Origin of the sequence: Streptomyces cinnamoneus, from assembly GCF_014650495.1 — a bacterium.
Classification (GTDB): domain Bacteria; phylum Actinomycetota; class Actinomycetes; order Streptomycetales; family Streptomycetaceae; genus Streptomyces; species Streptomyces cinnamoneus.
The window spans coordinates 99,073-113,813 of the sequence record NZ_BMVB01000015.1; the positions used below are offsets into that span (position 1 = coordinate 99,073).

At 72.9% G+C, this 14,741-nt stretch carries 16 protein-coding genes; 4 read left to right on the forward strand and 12 right to left on the reverse strand.

The window, feature by feature from the left end; all coding sequences use genetic code 11:
• Both IE182_RS21175 and IE182_RS21180 read right to left on the reverse strand, forming a co-directional pair.
• The coding region (locus IE182_RS21175; protein ID WP_190111470.1) for a molybdenum cofactor biosynthesis protein MoaE at positions 1 to 460 on the reverse strand (460 nt) is incomplete at its 3' end.
• A gap of 109 nt (positions 461 to 569) precedes the next feature.
• The gene (locus IE182_RS21180; protein ID WP_190111471.1) at positions 570 to 1,694 is read right to left on the reverse strand and encodes an SDR family oxidoreductase; all 1,125 of its coding nucleotides are present in this window, start codon (positions 1,692 to 1,694) and stop codon (positions 570 to 572) included.
• A 204-nt stretch (positions 1,695 to 1,898) separates the two neighbouring features.
• Here IE182_RS21180 and IE182_RS21185 point away from each other — a divergent pair, with 204 nt between their 5' ends.
• Together IE182_RS21185 and IE182_RS21190 are read left to right on the forward strand one after the other, a co-directional pair.
• Positions 1,899 to 3,314, forward strand: coding sequence for a zinc-dependent metalloprotease (locus IE182_RS21185; RefSeq protein WP_190111472.1), 1,416 nt, complete (start codon positions 1,899 to 1,901; stop codon positions 3,312 to 3,314).
• Positions 3,311 to 3,832, forward strand: a complete 522-nt coding sequence (locus IE182_RS21190) for an NUDIX hydrolase (RefSeq protein ID WP_190111473.1) — start codon at positions 3,311 to 3,313, stop codon at positions 3,830 to 3,832. The genes IE182_RS21185 and IE182_RS21190 overlap by 4 nt, the downstream gene beginning before the upstream one ends.
• A gap of 87 nt (positions 3,833 to 3,919) precedes the next feature.
• Here IE182_RS21190 and IE182_RS21195 read toward each other — a convergent pair whose 3' ends face one another.
• From IE182_RS21195 to IE182_RS21215, 5 genes are all read right to left on the reverse strand, one after another.
• Complete coding sequence (locus IE182_RS21195; protein WP_190111474.1) at positions 3,920 to 4,678, reverse strand: AIM24 family protein; 759 nt, start codon at positions 4,676 to 4,678, stop codon at positions 3,920 to 3,922.
• A gap of 17 nt (positions 4,679 to 4,695) precedes the next feature.
• The gene (locus tag IE182_RS21200) at positions 4,696 to 5,379 is read right to left on the reverse strand and encodes an AIM24 family protein (protein WP_190111475.1); all 684 of its coding nucleotides are present in this window, start codon (positions 5,377 to 5,379) and stop codon (positions 4,696 to 4,698) included.
• Between the two features lie 11 nt (positions 5,380 to 5,390).
• Positions 5,391 to 7,058: a TerD family protein gene (locus IE182_RS21205; protein WP_190111476.1), complete on the reverse strand. Its 1,668-nt coding sequence runs from the start codon at positions 7,056 to 7,058 to the stop codon at positions 5,391 to 5,393.
• Positions 7,059 to 7,151: 93 nt separating this feature from the next.
• Complete coding sequence (locus IE182_RS21210) at positions 7,152 to 7,748, reverse strand: M48 metallopeptidase family protein (RefSeq protein WP_190111477.1); 597 nt, start codon at positions 7,746 to 7,748, stop codon at positions 7,152 to 7,154.
• 99 nt (positions 7,749 to 7,847) lie between these two features.
• A complete protein-coding gene (locus IE182_RS21215; RefSeq protein ID WP_190111478.1) occupies positions 7,848 to 8,111 on the reverse strand; it encodes a hypothetical protein in 264 nt (87 codons plus the stop codon).
• Positions 8,112 to 8,133: 22 nt separating this feature from the next.
• Between IE182_RS21215 and IE182_RS21220 the strand changes: the two genes are divergently transcribed.
• Positions 8,134 to 9,297 carry a ThiF family adenylyltransferase gene (locus tag IE182_RS21220; protein ID WP_190111479.1) on the forward strand — a complete coding sequence of 388 codons (1,164 nt, stop codon included), beginning with the start codon at positions 8,134 to 8,136 and terminating at the stop codon, positions 9,295 to 9,297.
• A 50-nt stretch (positions 9,298 to 9,347) separates the two neighbouring features.
• Positions 9,348 to 10,712, forward strand: coding sequence for an ABC1 kinase family protein (locus tag IE182_RS21225; RefSeq protein ID WP_190111480.1), 1,365 nt, complete (start codon positions 9,348 to 9,350; stop codon positions 10,710 to 10,712).
• A gap of 63 nt (positions 10,713 to 10,775) precedes the next feature.
• Here the strand turns inward: IE182_RS21225 and IE182_RS21230 are convergent, their stop codons facing one another.
• The 5 genes from IE182_RS21230 to IE182_RS21250 all read right to left on the reverse strand — a co-directional run bounded on the left by IE182_RS21230 (position 10,776) and on the right by IE182_RS21250 (position 14,567).
• The gene (locus tag IE182_RS21230; RefSeq protein ID WP_372458477.1) at positions 10,776 to 10,970 is read right to left on the reverse strand and encodes a hypothetical protein; all 195 of its coding nucleotides are present in this window, start codon (positions 10,968 to 10,970) and stop codon (positions 10,776 to 10,778) included.
• A gap of 117 nt (positions 10,971 to 11,087) precedes the next feature.
• The gene (locus IE182_RS21235; protein ID WP_190111481.1) at positions 11,088 to 11,411 is read right to left on the reverse strand and encodes a putative WhiB-interacting protein; all 324 of its coding nucleotides are present in this window, start codon (positions 11,409 to 11,411) and stop codon (positions 11,088 to 11,090) included.
• Positions 11,408 to 11,770, reverse strand: a complete 363-nt coding sequence (locus IE182_RS21240) for a WhiB family transcriptional regulator (RefSeq protein ID WP_190111482.1) — start codon at positions 11,768 to 11,770, stop codon at positions 11,408 to 11,410. The genes IE182_RS21235 and IE182_RS21240 overlap by 4 nt, the downstream gene beginning before the upstream one ends.
• Before the next feature lie 132 nt (positions 11,771 to 11,902).
• Complete coding sequence (locus IE182_RS21245; protein ID WP_190111483.1) at positions 11,903 to 12,190, reverse strand: hypothetical protein; 288 nt, start codon at positions 12,188 to 12,190, stop codon at positions 11,903 to 11,905.
• A gap of 160 nt (positions 12,191 to 12,350) precedes the next feature.
• A complete protein-coding gene (locus tag IE182_RS21250; RefSeq protein ID WP_308432144.1) occupies positions 12,351 to 14,567 on the reverse strand; it encodes an ATP-dependent DNA helicase UvrD2 in 2,217 nt (738 codons plus the stop codon).
• Positions 14,568 to 14,741: the final 174 nt, after the last annotated feature.

Sequence of the window (14,741 nt, forward strand, 5' to 3'; positions counted from 1 at the left end):
CGACCCATTCTTCTGTCCCGTCCGCGAACCTCTGGTGCTTCCAGATCGGCACCTCTCGCTTGAGGTCGTCGATCAGTCTTCGGCACGCCTCGAACGCCTCGGCCCGGTGCGCGCAGGAGACCGCCACCACCACCGCCAGGTCGCCGACGGTCAGCTCGCCCACGCGGTGCACGGCGGCCAGGGCCCGGACGGGGAAGTCGGCCGCGACCTTCTCCGCGACGCGGCGCAGCTCGGCCTCGGCGCTGGGGTGGGACGAGTAGCCGAGGCCCTCGACGTCCGCGCCGCCGTCGTGGTCGCGGACGGTGCCGACGAAGAGCGCGGTGCCGCCCGCGGCGTCGTCGCCGACCGCCGCGAAGACCTCGTCCAGGGACAACGGGGTGTCCCTGATCGCCAGAAGCCGGATCGGGTCGGCGGCCGTGCGTTCGCCGGGGTGCTCGGGGGTGCGCTCCATGCGGTCCATCGTGCCGTACGGAGGCCGCCGGGAGGAACGGCGGTTCGACCAGCGGCCGCCTGCGGGCCTGCGCGGGCTCCGGGCCCCCAGAGGGCCCTCCGTGGGCCGCAGGGCCGTCCTACAGCCGGCGGCGGGCCTTGCGGGCCCTGCGGACCAGGGCGGCGGTGCCCAGCAGGGCGACGGTCGCGCCGGCGGCGCCCGCGGCGGTGGCGTCCTTGCGGCCCAGCCGGCGGCCGGCGACCGTGTGCCGGCCGGCGACCTCTTCCAGCAGCTCCGCGAGGACCTCCTCGTTGGTCCAGCGGGGCCGCCAGCCGGCGTCGTGCAGGCGGTGGCCGCTGACCACCCAGGGGTGCATCGTGTATTCCAGGTCGCCGGCGGGCGAGGGGGTCAGGCCCAGGCGGTGCAGGCGGGAGGCCGCGCCGAGGGCGACGGCCGAGGGCAGCTCCATGCGCCGGATGCCGGTGAGCTCCTCCACCTCTTCCTGCTCCAGCCATCCGTCGCAGCCGACGGCGAGCTCTCCCTCCGCCTTTTCCAGGGCGGCGAACTCCAGGGCGCTGACCAGGTCCTCCACGTGGCAGAACTGCCAGGTGGGCCGGGATCCGGCGACCACCAGGAGGCGGGGCGACTCGAAGTAGCGGGTGAGCGCGGTGTCGGTGCCGCCGACCAGGACGGCGGGCCGCAGCACGGTCACGTTCAGGCCGGGGTGCGCGCGGGGCGCACGCCTGGCCAGCCGCTCTATCTCCAGCAGGTCTCCCACGCCCGTGGCCTCCGCGGTGGCGCGCAGCTCGGCGTCCTCGGCGAGGGGCACGTCGTTGTCGGGGCGGGCCCCGTAGACCATGGCGGAGGTGCACAGGACCACGCGGTGCACGCCGGCGGCGGCCGCGGCCGTGAGCACGGTCTGGGTGCCGCGCACGTTGTAGGCGGTGCGGGCCGCGTCGTCGGTCTCCAGGTCGAGGTCGAGCGCGAGGTGGACGACGACGTCGACGCCGCGCAGCTTCTCGGCGATCACCGGGTCGCGCACGTCCAGGACGTGCCACTGCGCCTCGGTCACGTCGCCGCGGCGCTCGTCGATCGCCACGACGTGCTTGATCTCCTCGGACGCGGCCAGCTGCCGCGTGAGCAGCGCTCCGACGCCGCGGGCGGCACCGGTGACGGCCACCACGGGCCGTCGGCCGTGGGCGGTCGCACCGCTCGGCGCGGAACCGTTTCGCGCTGCGCGAACTTCTCGATCAGGGGAACTCACCGGGCGTCTCCAGCGGTTGTCTTCAGTACGTATGTGCCATCACCTTTGTCATGACGCGTACGTACCAGGTGACGTCCATCCTGCCGCAGGCCCCGGGCGAGCGGAGCACCAAGCCCGGATAGCGGCGGGGTGTCTACGCTTGGTGGTGTTGTCGGGCATTTCGCCGCCGGTCCCTGCCGGCGGCCCTACGAGCCGAGGAAACCCGTGAGTGACACCCCATTCGGATTCGGTCTTCCGCCGGAGGAGCCGGAGAACGGCGACGACGGCAAGAAGAAGGGCGGTGGCCAGGGCGGCCAGCAACCCGCGAATCCGTTCGGGTTCGGCGGGCCCGCCGGCGGTGGGGACAACCCCTTCGCCGCGATGTTCGGGTCCATGAACCCGGGCGATCTTGGCGCCGCCTTCCAGCAGCTGGGACAGATGCTCTCCTACGAGGGCGGCCCGGTGAACTGGGACATGGCCAAGGACATCGCGCGCCAGACCGTGGCCCAGGGCACGGCGGACGGCAGCAAGGACGCCAGCGTCTCGGCGGGCGAGCGGGCCGCGGTCGAGGAGGCGGTGCGCCTGGCCGACCTGTGGCTGGACGGTGTGACGTCGCTGCCGTCGGGTTCGGGCACGGCCGTCGCCTGGAGCCGCGCGGAGTGGGTCGAGGCAACCCTGCCGGTGTGGAAGGACCTGGTCGACCCCGTCGCCGAGCGCGTGGGGGCGGCCATGGGCGGCGTGCTGCCCGAGGAGATGCAGGCCATGGCGGGCCCGCTGCTCGGGATGATGCGCAGCATGGGCGGTGCCATGTTCGGCACCCAGATCGGCCAGGCCGTGGGGGTGCTGGCGGGCGAGGTGGTCGGTTCGACCGACATCGGCCTGCCGCTGGGCCCCGCGGGCAAGGCGGCGCTGCTGCCGGTGAACATCGAGGCGTTCGGTTCCGGGCTGGGTGTCCCGCAGGACGAGGTGCGGCTGTACCTGGCCCTGCGCGAGGCCGCCCACCAGCGGCTCTTCGCGCACGTGCCGTGGCTGCGCTCGCACCTGTTCGGCGCCGTCGAGGGGTACGCCCGCGGCATCAAGGTCGACACCTCCAAGCTGGAGGACGTGGTCGGCCAGCTCGACCCGTCGCACCCGGAGCAGCTGCAGGAAGCGCTCCAGCAGGGCATGTTCCAGCCGGAGGACACCCCGGAGCAGAAGGCGGCGCTGGCCCGCCTGGAGACGGCGCTCGCGCTGGTCGAGGGCTGGGTGGACGCCGTCGTGCACGCGGCGGCCGCGCCGCACCTGCCGTCCGCCGACGCGCTGCGCGAGACGCTGCGCCGGCGCCGCGCCTCGGGCGGTCCGGCGGAGCAGACGTTCGCCACGCTGATCGGCCTGGAGCTGCGTCCGCGCCGGCTGCGGGACGCCGCCCGGCTGTGGGCCTCGCTGACGGACGCCCGGGGCCTGGAGGGCCGTGACGGCCTCTGGGAGCACCCGGACATGCTGCCGACGGCCGCGGACTTGGACGACCCCGACGGCTTCGTGCACCGCGAGCACCTGGACTTCTCCGAGCTCGACAAGATGCTGGGCGAGGCGGCCAGGGGCGCCGAGCAGAAGAAGCCCGAGGACGGCGACAAGGGCGACAAGGGCGAGGGCGGCCGGTGAGCCTGCACGAGAACGCGGTCCGCGTCCTGAAGGAGTACGGGGACCAGCAGGAGCTGCGCGGCCTCTATCTGGATCATCTGGCCGCGCACCCGGACGGCATGTGGAAGCCGTGCCAGGCAGGGCACGTCACGGCGAGCGCGCTGGTGATCGACCCGGCGGCCGGCAAGGTGCTGCTCACGCTCCACCGCAAGCTGCGGATGTGGCTCCAGATGGGCGGCCACTGCGAGCCCGGTGACGCCACGCTGGAGGAGGCCGCCCTGCGGGAGGCCACGGAGGAGTCCGGCATCGCGGGTCTGTCGCTGCTGCCGGGCGGTCCGGTGCGGCTGGACCGGCATCCGATCCCGGCGCCGTGCAACTGGCACCTGGACGTGCAGTACGCGGCCCTGGTGCCCGGGGGTGCGGTGGAGGCCATCAGCGACGAGTCGCTGGACCTGCGCTGGTTCCCGTATGCGGAGGTGGCCCAGGTCGCCGACGACTCGGTGGTCCAGCTGGTGCAGCGGACGCTCGCGCGCCTGTAGCGGTCTGCGCAGCAGTCGTCATCACTCGCCATCGGTAAGGGGCGGTCACCATGGGTGACCGCCCCTTACCGGCGTGAGGTGCGTCGTTCAGTTCGACCAGATGTTGCCCTGGTTCTGGCCGTGGGCGCCGTGCTGCCCGAAGCCGTACTGCGCGGCGACGCCCTGGCCGATCTGCGCGCCCTGGGGCGGCAGCAGTTCGCTGGGCTGGACGAGCACGTAGCCCTGGCCCTGGAAGGACAGCTCCCAGCCCTCGCCCGTGCTGCCGCGGCGCCGCCACACGCTCGACGAGGAGGTCTGCGCCTGCATGCTGACGCGCAGCGACGACGACCAGGCGACGACCGCGTCGGCGTCGGCGTAGACGTAGTTGTGCCCGGTGGAGTGGAGCATCAGCGGCTGCCCGGAGGTCATCAGGGCGACCTTGCCCTGCCCGGTGATGTTGAGGTTGTACGCGCCGGTGCCGGAGATGCCCTGCTGGCTGTCCACCATGATCGTCTCCCAGTGGAGGGTGGAGTCCAGCGCGAGGACGTAGCCGCCGTCGACGGTCAGGCCCTCGCGGTCGACGTCCACGACGTGGACGTACTGGGCGAGGTTGGCGAGGTAGACCGTGCCCTGGCCGGAGCAGCGCATGAGGTCGAGGCCCTCGCCGGTGTGCGCCTGGGCGTACTGCTGGCTGGGCGTGCGGTACTCGCCGTCGAACTCGATCAGGCCCTGGTAGGCGACCATCGATCCCTTGCGGGCGAGTACGTCGTCGTGGCCGGTGAGGGCGACGCGCAGCAGTTGCGGGTTCTGCAGGGCGTAGCGGTCCTGCGTCTGGGCCTCGGTGTGGGCGAAAAGCGGGCTCTGCATGTCTGTCGTCGTCCCCCTCAGCCCCGGGCCCGGAGCCGGTCGGTGCTGTCCTCGCTGGGCTGTACGACCACGAATCCCTGGCCGGAGAAGCCCAGTTGGTACGCCTCGCCGCTGCCGCGGCCGATCATCGAGGAAGCCTTGAAGCTGCGCTTCCCCTTCATCTTCAGGTTGGTGGACCAGGCGACGAGCGCGTCGGGGTCCACGTACGTCTCGTCCTCGCCGCTGCCGCAGTCGACGACGACGGGCGTGCCACGGGAGGTCAGCGCGACCCAGCCGGTGCCGCTGACCACGACGTTGAACAGGCCCTGACCGGCGAACTTGGCCATGCCCTTGACGCGTTCGACGCCCCACTGGAGGTGGGCGTCGAAGGCGAGCAGGTTGGTGCCGTTGACGGACACCGATTCGCCGTTGAGGTTGAGGCAGACGACGTCCGCGCCGTAGTCGGCGAGGTAGAGGATGCCGTCACCGGTGCACTTCATGAGCGGTGCGCCTTCGCCGGTGAGCCACTGGGAGGCCATCTGGCGGACGGCGGGGGCGTTCGCCTCGTACTGGATGTAGCCCTCGTAGGCGACCATCGAGCCGGTGCGGGCGAACAGGTCGTGGCCGCTCTGCATGGCGACCTTGAGCATGCTGTTGCCGTGGTTCTCCATGCGGGCGGCGGGCGGGGTCGGGGCGTGGCCCGCGATCAGCGACTGGTCCATGACGGGCTCCCTCAGACCTCGTAGGGCTGGACGACGATGAAGTTCCCGGGCGCACCCCGGAATTGGAGGTTCACGGTCTCTCCGCTCTGCCCCGGGTAGGGGGTGCGGCGCAGGCGCACCTGGCTGGAGACGACGACCTGGGCGCCGGCCGACCAGGCGACGATGGCGTTGCTGTCGGCGTAGGTGGTGGGCGTGACGGGCAGCACGACCGGGGTGCCGTGCGTCTTGACGACGACGGTGCCGGTGCCCTGGAACTGCATGGTGAACAGGGCGCCGCCGGGGATGCCGTGACCGTCGATCCGGCGGACCTCGTGGTGCAGCGACTCGTCGAAGGCGAGCACGGCGTCGGCGGAGACGCAGATCGCGTCGTTCTCCAGCTGGATGGGGTGCAGGTGCGCCGAGTTCTCGGCGAGGAAGACCTGCCCGCGGCCGGTGCAGCGCATCAGCTGCATCTCCTGGCCGGTCGCGTTGCCGACGATGCGGCCCATGAAGCCGGCGCCCTTGTAGCCGAAGTCGACCTTGCCCTGGTAGAGGACCATGCTGCCCTGCCGGGCGAGCACGGGCTGCGGGTCCGCGCCCAGGTCGACGCGGACGAGGCTGTGGTTCTGCAGGGTCCAGCGCTGCCCGTTGGGCGCCTCGCGGTACTTGTCGAAGGCCACCTGGACGCCGGGGGCCGGCGCGGCACCGGCGTGGTGCTGCGGGGCGGCCGGGGCGCCGTAGGGGGCCTGGGGCCCGGGGTGGTGCTGCGGCGGGGCGACCGGCTGGCCGTAGGACTGCTGGGCGGGGTAGGGCTGGCCGTACGGGCCGGGCTGGCCGGGCACGCCGGGCGGGCCGGGGGGCGGCGGGACGGTGCCGCCGGGCGGGGTCTGGCCGCCGGAGAAGAATCCGGGCGGGGCGAGGGGCGCGGCGAGGGTGGGGGCCGCGTGCACCTGCGGGGCCGGGGCGGCGGGGGCGACCGGCGGCGGAGTGCTGCCGGGCGGGGGCGGGAAGCCCTGCCCGGGGGGCACGGGGGCCTGGGGCGCGGGCGGCGGTGCGGCGGGCGGCTGAGCGGCGGGCGGCGCGAAGGCCGGGGGCGCACTGGCCTGCGCCGGGGGCGCGAAGGCGGGTGCGGGGGCGGCGGCCGGGGCGGGGGCCGCGGCGGGCTGCTCCTCTTCGAGGACCTCGCCGCCGAAGTTGTGCAACAGCGCTTCCAGGCCGCCGTCGAAACCCTGACCGACGGCGGCGAAGCGCCAGACGTCCTTCAGGTAGATGTCGCCGAGCATCACCGCGCGCTCGGTGCTGAATTCACTGCCGGTGAAGGAGTAGCGGGCCACTTCCGCACCGCCCGCGACGATGCGGAGGTAGCCGGGGCCGGCCTGCGACATCTGGCCGTCGCCGTCCACGGTCGCCGTGAAGGAGAGCTTGTGGATGTGCGCCGGGATGCTGTCGAGGGTGACGCGGAAGGACTCCGTGTCCCCGGCCTGGGCGCCGAGCTGCTGGATGGCTCCCTCGGGGGACTTCGGCTGGTTGAAGAAGACGAAGTACCGGTCGTCCGAGAGCCGCTCGGCGGCGTCGAGGCCGAAGCAGCTGATGTCGAAGGTCAGGCCGGGGCCGCCGATCTGCACTCCCACGTACAGATCGGTCCCCGCCGTCAGGTCACTGATCTTGGCCTTGTGGCCGCGCTGGAATTCCCTGGACATGCGTGACGACCGTCCCCCATCCGAACCTGTGGTGAATGCGTTGCGCCAGGCTAACGGCTGTGACGGGCAGGACGTGATTCCGGGCCCGGCCCCTCACTCGGCGCGGGCGGCGGGGAGGTGCGGCAGCCGGTCGGCGGCGACCACGCCCTCCAGGTATCCGCGGGCGCGCTCGGTGCGCGGGTAGGACTCCAGGAGCCGCCAGAATTCCGCCCCGTGGCCGGGCACCAGCAGATGGGCGAGCTCGTGCAGCAGGACGTAGTCGACGACGTACTCGGGCATGCCCTGGAGGCGGTGCGAGAGGCGGATGCTGCCCTCGGCGGGGGTGCAGGAGCCCCAGCGGGTGTTCTGGTTGGTGACCCAGCGGACGGTGTCGGGCCGGGCCCGGCCGTCGAGGTACTGCTCGGAGAGGCGGCGGGCGCGCTCGGCGAGCTCGGCGTCGCCCAGCATCCGCTTGCTCTCCTGCGCCGCGAGCTTGTCGAGCATCACGCCGACCCAGCGCCGCTCCTCGGCGTCCGACATGCGGGCGGGGATGAGCACGATCGTGCGGTCGCCCTCGCGGTAGGCGGAGACCGTCCTGCGGCGGCGCGCGCTCCGGCGGACCTCGACCGCGGCCGCCTCCGGCCCCCGGGTGAGCGGGCTCGGAGCGCTGCGCGGTGGTCTGGCGGCGCTGTGCAGTGGGTCGACGGGCACGCCACGACGTTACCCGCTGGCGGTGCGGGAAGTCCCGCCTCGCCGTCGGTTGTCGGGTGAAACACCCGCAGATCCCACGGCCCTCCGCTTATATGACAATCACTCCGTGCCTGTGGACAACTTCGCACGGTGATTTCCCTGGGCGGGCAAGCTGAAGCCCGACCGAGGGGGAACCATGCAGACGACGTCCACGAGCTCCACGCCGGTGAGCTCCACACACACGAGCTCCACGCTGGAAGGCTCCACGCCCACGAGCTCCACGCTGGAAGGCTCCACGCCCACGAGCTCCGTACGGGCGGGCTCCACGCCCACGAGCTCCGCATCCGCGGGCTCCGCATCCGCGGGCTCCGCGTCCGTGATCACGCCCGCGAGCGCTCCGCATCCGATGCTCAAGCCTGCTCTGCGCCGTGCCTGGCGCAACCGCGACACGGTGCAGTTCGGGGTCGCCCCCGCGCACGCGGTGGTGGTGGGGCCGGTCGACACGGCGACGGGCAGCTTCCTGGGCCTGCTCGACGGTACGCGGGGCATGCCCCTGCTGCGCGAGGAGGCGCGCGGGATGGGACTGCCCGACGGCCGGGCCGACGGGCTGGTGGAGCGGCTGTCGGGGGCCGGGCTGCTCGACGACCCCCGGGCCGGCGGTGAGGCCGCGGCCGCGTTGCGGAGCCGGGGCGGTGCCCTGGAGCGGATGCGACCGGACCTGGCCTCGCTGTCGGTGTTGCACGCCGGTCCCGGCGCGGCGATGCGGGTGATGGCGGCGCGTCAGGCGCTGCGGGTGCAGGTGCGCGGTGCGGGGAGGGTGGGTGCGGCCGTGGCGGCCCTGCTGTCGGGCTCGGGGGTGGGCAGGGTCGAGGTGCTGGACGGCGGGCGCGTCGAGCCCTGGGACGTCGCACCGGCGGGGTTGGGCCCGGACCGGATCGGGGAGCGGCGGGACGCCGCGGCACGTCAGGTGGTCCGGCAGGCCGCACCCGTACCGAAGCCGCGCGCCCGGCCGGGCGGCGCGGGGCACGGTGACGCGGGGAGAGGCGGCGCGGGGAGGGGTGGTGCGGGGGACGGGGCACCGTTGGCGCTGGTCGTCCTCGCGCCCCGCGACGGACTTGCGGCCTATGCGCCGGATCCTCTGGAGGCGCAGGAGCTGGTCCTGGCGGGCACGCCGCACCTGTACGCGGGAGTGCTGGAGGCCACGGGGGTGGTGGGGCCCCTGGTGCTGCCGGGCGGGTCGGCCTGCGCGGGCTGCATCGAGCTGGAGCGGGCCGGGCGGGACCTTGCATGGCCGCGGATGCTCGCCCAGTGGAGGTCCGGCCGAACCTCGGGGGTACCGTCATGCGACATGGCACTGGCCACGGTCGTGGCGGGGCTGACCGTGGTGCGGGCGCTTGCCTTCCTCGACGGTGGGTCCACGTCGGGTGCGGGGGTCCGGCTGGAATTGGCGCTGCCCGGTCCGGCCTGGACTCCCCGGCCCGTCGAGCCGCATCCGCGGTGTCCGTGCGGCGCGGCGCGGTCCGGTTCTCCGGAACGGGCCGGAGCCGTCGGGGCACACACGGGACAATGACCCGGTAACCGCCGTCCGCGGCGTGGCTGTTCAGCTAGTTGGAGGGGCGCATGTCTGATCTACCCCGCAAGGCGGTCACCCGTACCGTCAAGTTGGCCGCGCTGCCGCTGGGGTTCGCGGGGCGCACGGCGCTCGGCCTGGGCAAACGCATCGGAGGGCGGCCGGCCGAGCTGATCGCTGCGGAGCTGCAGCAGCGCACGGCCGAGCAGCTCTTCTCGACGCTGGGGCAGCTCAAGGGGGGTGCCATGAAGTTCGGGCAGGCGCTGTCCGTCTTCGAGTCGGCCCTTCCGGAGCAGATCGCCGGGCCCTATCGGGCGGCGCTGACCAAGCTCCAGGAGGCTGCGCCGCCGATGCCGGTCGCGTCGGTGCACGCGGCGCTGGCGGAGCGGCTCGGGAAGGACTGGCGGGATCTGTTCGAGGAGTTCGACGACCGGCCGGCGGCTGCGGCGTCGATCGGTCAGGTGCACCGGGCGGTCTGGCACGACGGGCGTGCGGTCGCGGTCAAGGTGCAGTACCCGGGTGCGGGCGAGGCGTTGCTCGCCGACCTGACGCAACTGGGCCGGTTCGCCAAGCTGCTGGGGCCGCTGGTGCCCGGCATGGACATCAAGCCGCTCATAGCCGAGCTGCGTGACCGGGTGTCCGAGGAGCTGGACTACGAGCTGGAGGCCAGAGCCCAGAGCGCTCACGCACAGGAGTTCGCGGGTGACCCCGACGTGGTGGTGCCGGGCGTCGTCCACCAGAGCGACCAGGTGCTGGTGACGGAGTGGCTGGAGGGCGTGCCGCTGTCCGAGGTGATAGCGAACGGCACCCGGGAGCAGCGGGACCGGGCCGGTCAGCTGATGGCCCGCTTCCTTTTCTCGGGCGCGGCCCGCACGGGCCTGCTCCACGCCGATCCGCACCCGGGCAACTTCCGGCTGGTGACGGGGGACGCCCCGGACGGTCCGCCGGAGAAGTGGCGGCTGGGCGTGCTGGACTTCGGCACCGTGGACCGGCTGCCGCGGGGTCTGCCCGTGGAGATCGGCACCGCACTGCGCATGACGCTGGACGGGCAGGCGGGGACCGTGCACGACCTGCTGCGGGCGGAGGGCTTCGTCAAGCCGGGGATCGAGCTGGATCCGGAGGCGGTGCTGGACTACCTGCTGCCGATCATCGAGCCCGCGCAGGTGGCGGAGTTCACCTTCACCCGCGACTGGCTCCGTGCGCAGGCGGCGCGGATAGCCGATCCCCGCTCCCCCGCGTATCAGCTGGCCCGGCAGCTCAACCTGCCCCCGGCGTATCTGCTGATCCACCGGGTGACGATGAGCACCATCGGTGTGCTGTGCCAGCTGGGCGCCACCGTGCGGCTGCGCGAGGAGATGGAGGCATGGGTGCCCGGGTTCGCGGCGGACAGCCGCACCCAGGACACCCCCGCCTGAGAGCACGACCGGGGGGAGGGGAGGGAGGGGGCGGGGGGCGGGGCCCCCTCCCCCCCGGCTCCTTCACCACCAGGAGGAGTCGAGTCGGCCTTCGATCGATCTGATGTTGGCGCGGGCGCAGTCGTCGCAGAAGTAGCGGCGGCTGCCGTTCTCGACGGAGCAGGTCCAGGTCGGTGGCGCGCCGTCGGGGGCCGCGGTGCCACAGCGAGCGCAGGTGACGGGCTCGGCGTTCTCGGTGGCCTCAGGGTTCAACTGCACTGGTTCATGCGTCTTCCGGTCCACTCCCAAACGGTATCTCCGTGGGCGGGCCGGGAGTGGGTGGCGCACCCAACGCGGCGCGGGGCCGGTCCGAACGGACCGGCCCCGCTGCTGTGCTCACTGCATGACGGCCATGGCCAGGGCGCGGCGGGCGCGCAGCGAGGCGCGCTCGGCGCGGCGCTGCATGCGGCGGGCGGCGGCCAGCCGGACGGCCCTGCGTTGGGACTCGGCCTCCCGCAGGCGGTCGTGCATATGCGCACGTGCCAGGGCTTCTGGGATGAGTTGCATTTCGAGGTTCCTGTTCTGGCGCGAGGCGGTCGCACCGGTGGTGTCGCAGAGGGGGGTGTGGGAGCCGAACGGCTCGGACGGGCGCTGCATCGTCGGGTCCTGCTTCTTGGGGTCGTGCGTCGTGGGGCGGTCGATGGTGCCGGTGGTGATCATGCGGTGACCGGGTTCTTGCGCGGGCGGCCACGGGGCCGCTTGCGGGCCACGACCACGCCCTGGACGAACAGCTCGCCGCCCCAGACGCCCCACGGCTCGCGGCGGTCCTTGGCGCCGGCGAGGCAGGCCGCGCGCAGCGGGCAGGTCTGGCAGAGCGACTTGGCGTACTCCACGTCCGCGGGGGACTCGGCGAAGAAGACCTCGGGGTCATAGCTGCGGCAGGGGACCGGGACGCCGAGGTTCTCGATGGCGTCGTCGAGGTCGGTCAGGGCGGTGAGGGGGGTCAAGGTGTCCTCCGTGGGGACAGGCGGGGGGATCAAGTCGGTCGCTACTGACGGGGTGTGTGCCTTGAGTTGCACGGTGTGTCGTTCCTCGTCTGTTGTTCCGGCTGGTGGCCGGGCTGGTTTCCCCAGGCTTGGGGGCAAACAAAAGGGCCGCGGATCCCGGTGTGGGTTCCGCGGCCCTGGAAGGTGCCGACCTGATCGCGCCGATCAGGCTGGATCTCTCCAGGGTTCGAGCCCACGGAAGGCCCACGTCTTGGGAAGGTGGTGCTGTGCGTTCAGGGATCCGGCGCCATTGGCCGCCGCTGCCGTGGCATAGGTCTGGGCCTGTGCCATTGCTGCTGCCTTGACCTCGGACGCCTGGGACGGTCGCTGTTCCGGACGCGATACCGCGACGGACAGACGGGTGCCCTGGAAGGAACCGAAGGAGAAGCCGAGCATGCTGGCGGAGCCGATCTGGCGATCGGTCATTTTGTTCGCGGCGATAAAGCTGATCATTGTCTCCGCCTCCCTTCGGCGTCTTCGGGGACCGGGGTAATCCGGTCCAGGTCTTCAGTTCGGTGTTCAGTACAGCACGGAACCAACGAATCCCGGTAGTACCGCAGAGCCGTCGCTTCCCTGCTCGGAAGGCTATGGGTATGCCGTCCGCGCGCGCAAACTATTTTTCCGGAGATTCTTCGGAGGTGTCCTGGGACACATCTTCCGAGGTCGGCTCCTCGCCTGCGCACAGGGCCAGGACGTCCGCTCCGAACGCGGCGAGCTTCCGTCCCCCGACTCCAGAGATGCCCGCAAGCTCCGATTCGGTTCCCGGAACGGCTTCGGCAATGGCGAGGAGCGTCTTGTCGGTGAAGACGCAGTAGGCGGGCTGGCCCAGCAGCCGGGCCTGCTCGGCCCGCCAGTCGCGCAGCCGTTCGTAGAGGGCCTCGTCGAGCTCGCAGGGGCAGTCCTCGCAGCGCATCAGCTTGATCTCGCCCGCGTCGGTGAGGGTCCGCCCGCAGACCCGGCAGCGCACGGGCCCCCGCCGCTTGCGGGTGGCCGGGGCGCCGCCGCGCTCGATGCCTCCGCGCCCGCCGGCAGCACCCGCCGAGCCCGGGCGCGGGGCGGCCGAGCCGGGCCGCAGGCCGTTCAGGAAGCGGCTGGGCCTCCTGGAGGGGCGGCCACCGGGGGTGCGGGACAGCGCCCAGGACAGGGAGAGGTGGACGCGTGCGCGGGTGACACCGACGTAGAGGAGCCTCCGCTCCTCCTCGATCTGCTCGTCGGTCTTGGCGTAGGTGATCGGGAGCATGCCTTCGGTGAGGCCGACGAGGAAGACGGCGTCCCACTCCAGGCCCTTGGCGGCGTGGAGCGAGGCGAGCGTCACGCCTTCCACGGTCGGTGCGTGCTGGGCGCTCGCCCGTTCGTCCAGCTCGGCCACGAGATCGGCCAGCGTGGCCTCGGGCCGGGAGCGCACGAAGTCCTCGGCGAGGCGCACCAGCGCTGCCAGGGACTCCCAGCGGTCGCGGACGGCGCCGGAGCCCGCCGGGGGGGCTGCCGTCCAGCCTCGGGTGCCCAGCACGGCGCGGACCTGGGAGGGCACGTCGTCGGCGTCGGCCAGCTGTGGGTCGGAGTGGCCGCCGGCGCGGGCCGCTCCGCGCAGCAGCAGTCCGGCCTCGCGCACCTCGGGGCGCTCGAAGAACCGCTCGGCGCCGCGGAGCTGGTAGGGCACGCCGGCGTCGGCCAGGGCCTGCTCGTAGACCTCGGACTGGGCGTTGATGCGGTAGAGGATCGCGATCTCGCTGGCGGGGACGCCGGCGGCGATGAGGTCGCGGACGCGGCGGGCGGTGCCCTCGGCCTCGGCGGGTTCGTCGGCGTACTCGCCGTAGACCGGCTCGGGGCCGGGGCCGCGCTGGGAGATCAGCTCCAGGCGGTGCTCGGCGGCCCGGCCGCGGGCCTGGGAGAGCAGGCCGTTGGCCAGGTGCACGACCTGGGGCGTGGAGCGGTAGTCGCGGACGAGCTTGACGACCGTGGCGTGCGGATGGCGGAGCCGGAAGTTGAGCAGGTGGTCGGGGGTGGCGCCGGTGAAGGAGTAGATGGTCTGGCTGGCGTCGCCGACCACGCACAGGTTGTCGCGGTCCCCCAGCCAGAGCTCCAGCAGCCGCTGCTGCAGGGGGCTGACGTCCTGGTACTCGTCGACCACGAAGTGCTGGTACTGGCGGCGCACGGTCTCGGCGATGTCGTGGCGGTCCTGCAGGACGCCGACGGTGAGCAGCAGCACGTCCTCGAAGTCGATCGTGCCGCGGTCGCGCTTGAGCTGTTCGTAGGTGCCGTAGATGCGGGCGGTCTCGGCGGGGTCGCGGGGGACCTCGCGGCCGCATTTGGCGGCTGCGGCGGGGTAGTCCTCGGGGACGGTCTGGGTGACCTTCGCCCATTCGATCTCGGCGGTGACGTCGCGCAGCTCGTTGCGGTCGAGGCGGACGCCGCAGCGGGCGGCGGCCTCGGCGACGACCTGGACCTTGCGCTCCAGCAGGCGGGGCAGCTCGCCGCCCACGGCCTTGGGCCAGAAGTACTGGAGCTGGCGGAGTGCGGCCGAGTGGAACGTGCGGGCCTGGACGCCGCCCGCCCCGAGCTGGCGGAGCCGGCCGCGCATCTCGCCGGCGGCGCGGTTGGTGAAGGTGACGGCGAGCACACTCGCGGGCTGGAGGAGGCCGGAGCGGACGCCGTAGGCGATACGGTGGGTGATCGCGCGCGTCTTGCCCGTGCCGGCTCCGGCCAGCACGCACACCGGTCCGCTGAGGGCCGTGGCCACCTCGCGCTGCTCGGGGTCGAGCCCGTCGAGCACCGCGTCGGCGGAGGCCGGCACCTGCGGGAAGAGGGTGGAGTGCGTTGCTGCTGTCACCCCGCCATGCTGCCAGGTTCACGGTGGCGACCGGGAATGTTGTCCACAGGGACACCCGGGTGGTCGTACGGTCCTACTTGTATGACCGGCGGGAATGGCTGCCTGCGGATGCGCGTTCTTCCTCCGGAACACGTCCGGGGGACCTGAGAGAAACCGAGAGAGAAGGAGCGCGGG

Excerpts from the sequence above, each read along its gene's own strand:
- IE182_RS21220 (WP_190111479.1), top strand. The coding sequence starts at position 8,134 with ATGCTCAAGCCTGCTCTGCGCCGTGCCTGGCGCAACCGCGACACGGTG.
- IE182_RS21200 (WP_190111475.1), bottom strand. The coding sequence starts at position 5,379 with ATGGACCAGTCGCTGATCGCGGGCCACGCCCCGACCCCGCCCGCCGCC.
- IE182_RS21225 (WP_190111480.1), top strand. The coding sequence starts at position 9,348 with ATGTCTGATCTACCCCGCAAGGCGGTCACCCGTACCGTCAAGTTGGCC.
- IE182_RS21205 (WP_190111476.1), bottom strand. The coding sequence starts at position 7,058 with ATGTCCAGGGAATTCCAGCGCGGCCACAAGGCCAAGATCAGTGACCTG.
- IE182_RS21195 (WP_190111474.1), bottom strand. The coding sequence starts at position 4,678 with ATGCAGAGCCCGCTTTTCGCCCACACCGAGGCCCAGACGCAGGACCGC.
- IE182_RS21245 (WP_190111483.1), bottom strand. The coding sequence starts at position 12,190 with ATGATCAGCTTTATCGCCGCGAACAAAATGACCGATCGCCAGATCGGC.
- IE182_RS21235 (WP_190111481.1), bottom strand. The coding sequence starts at position 11,411 with ATGATCACCACCGGCACCATCGACCGCCCCACGACGCACGACCCCAAG.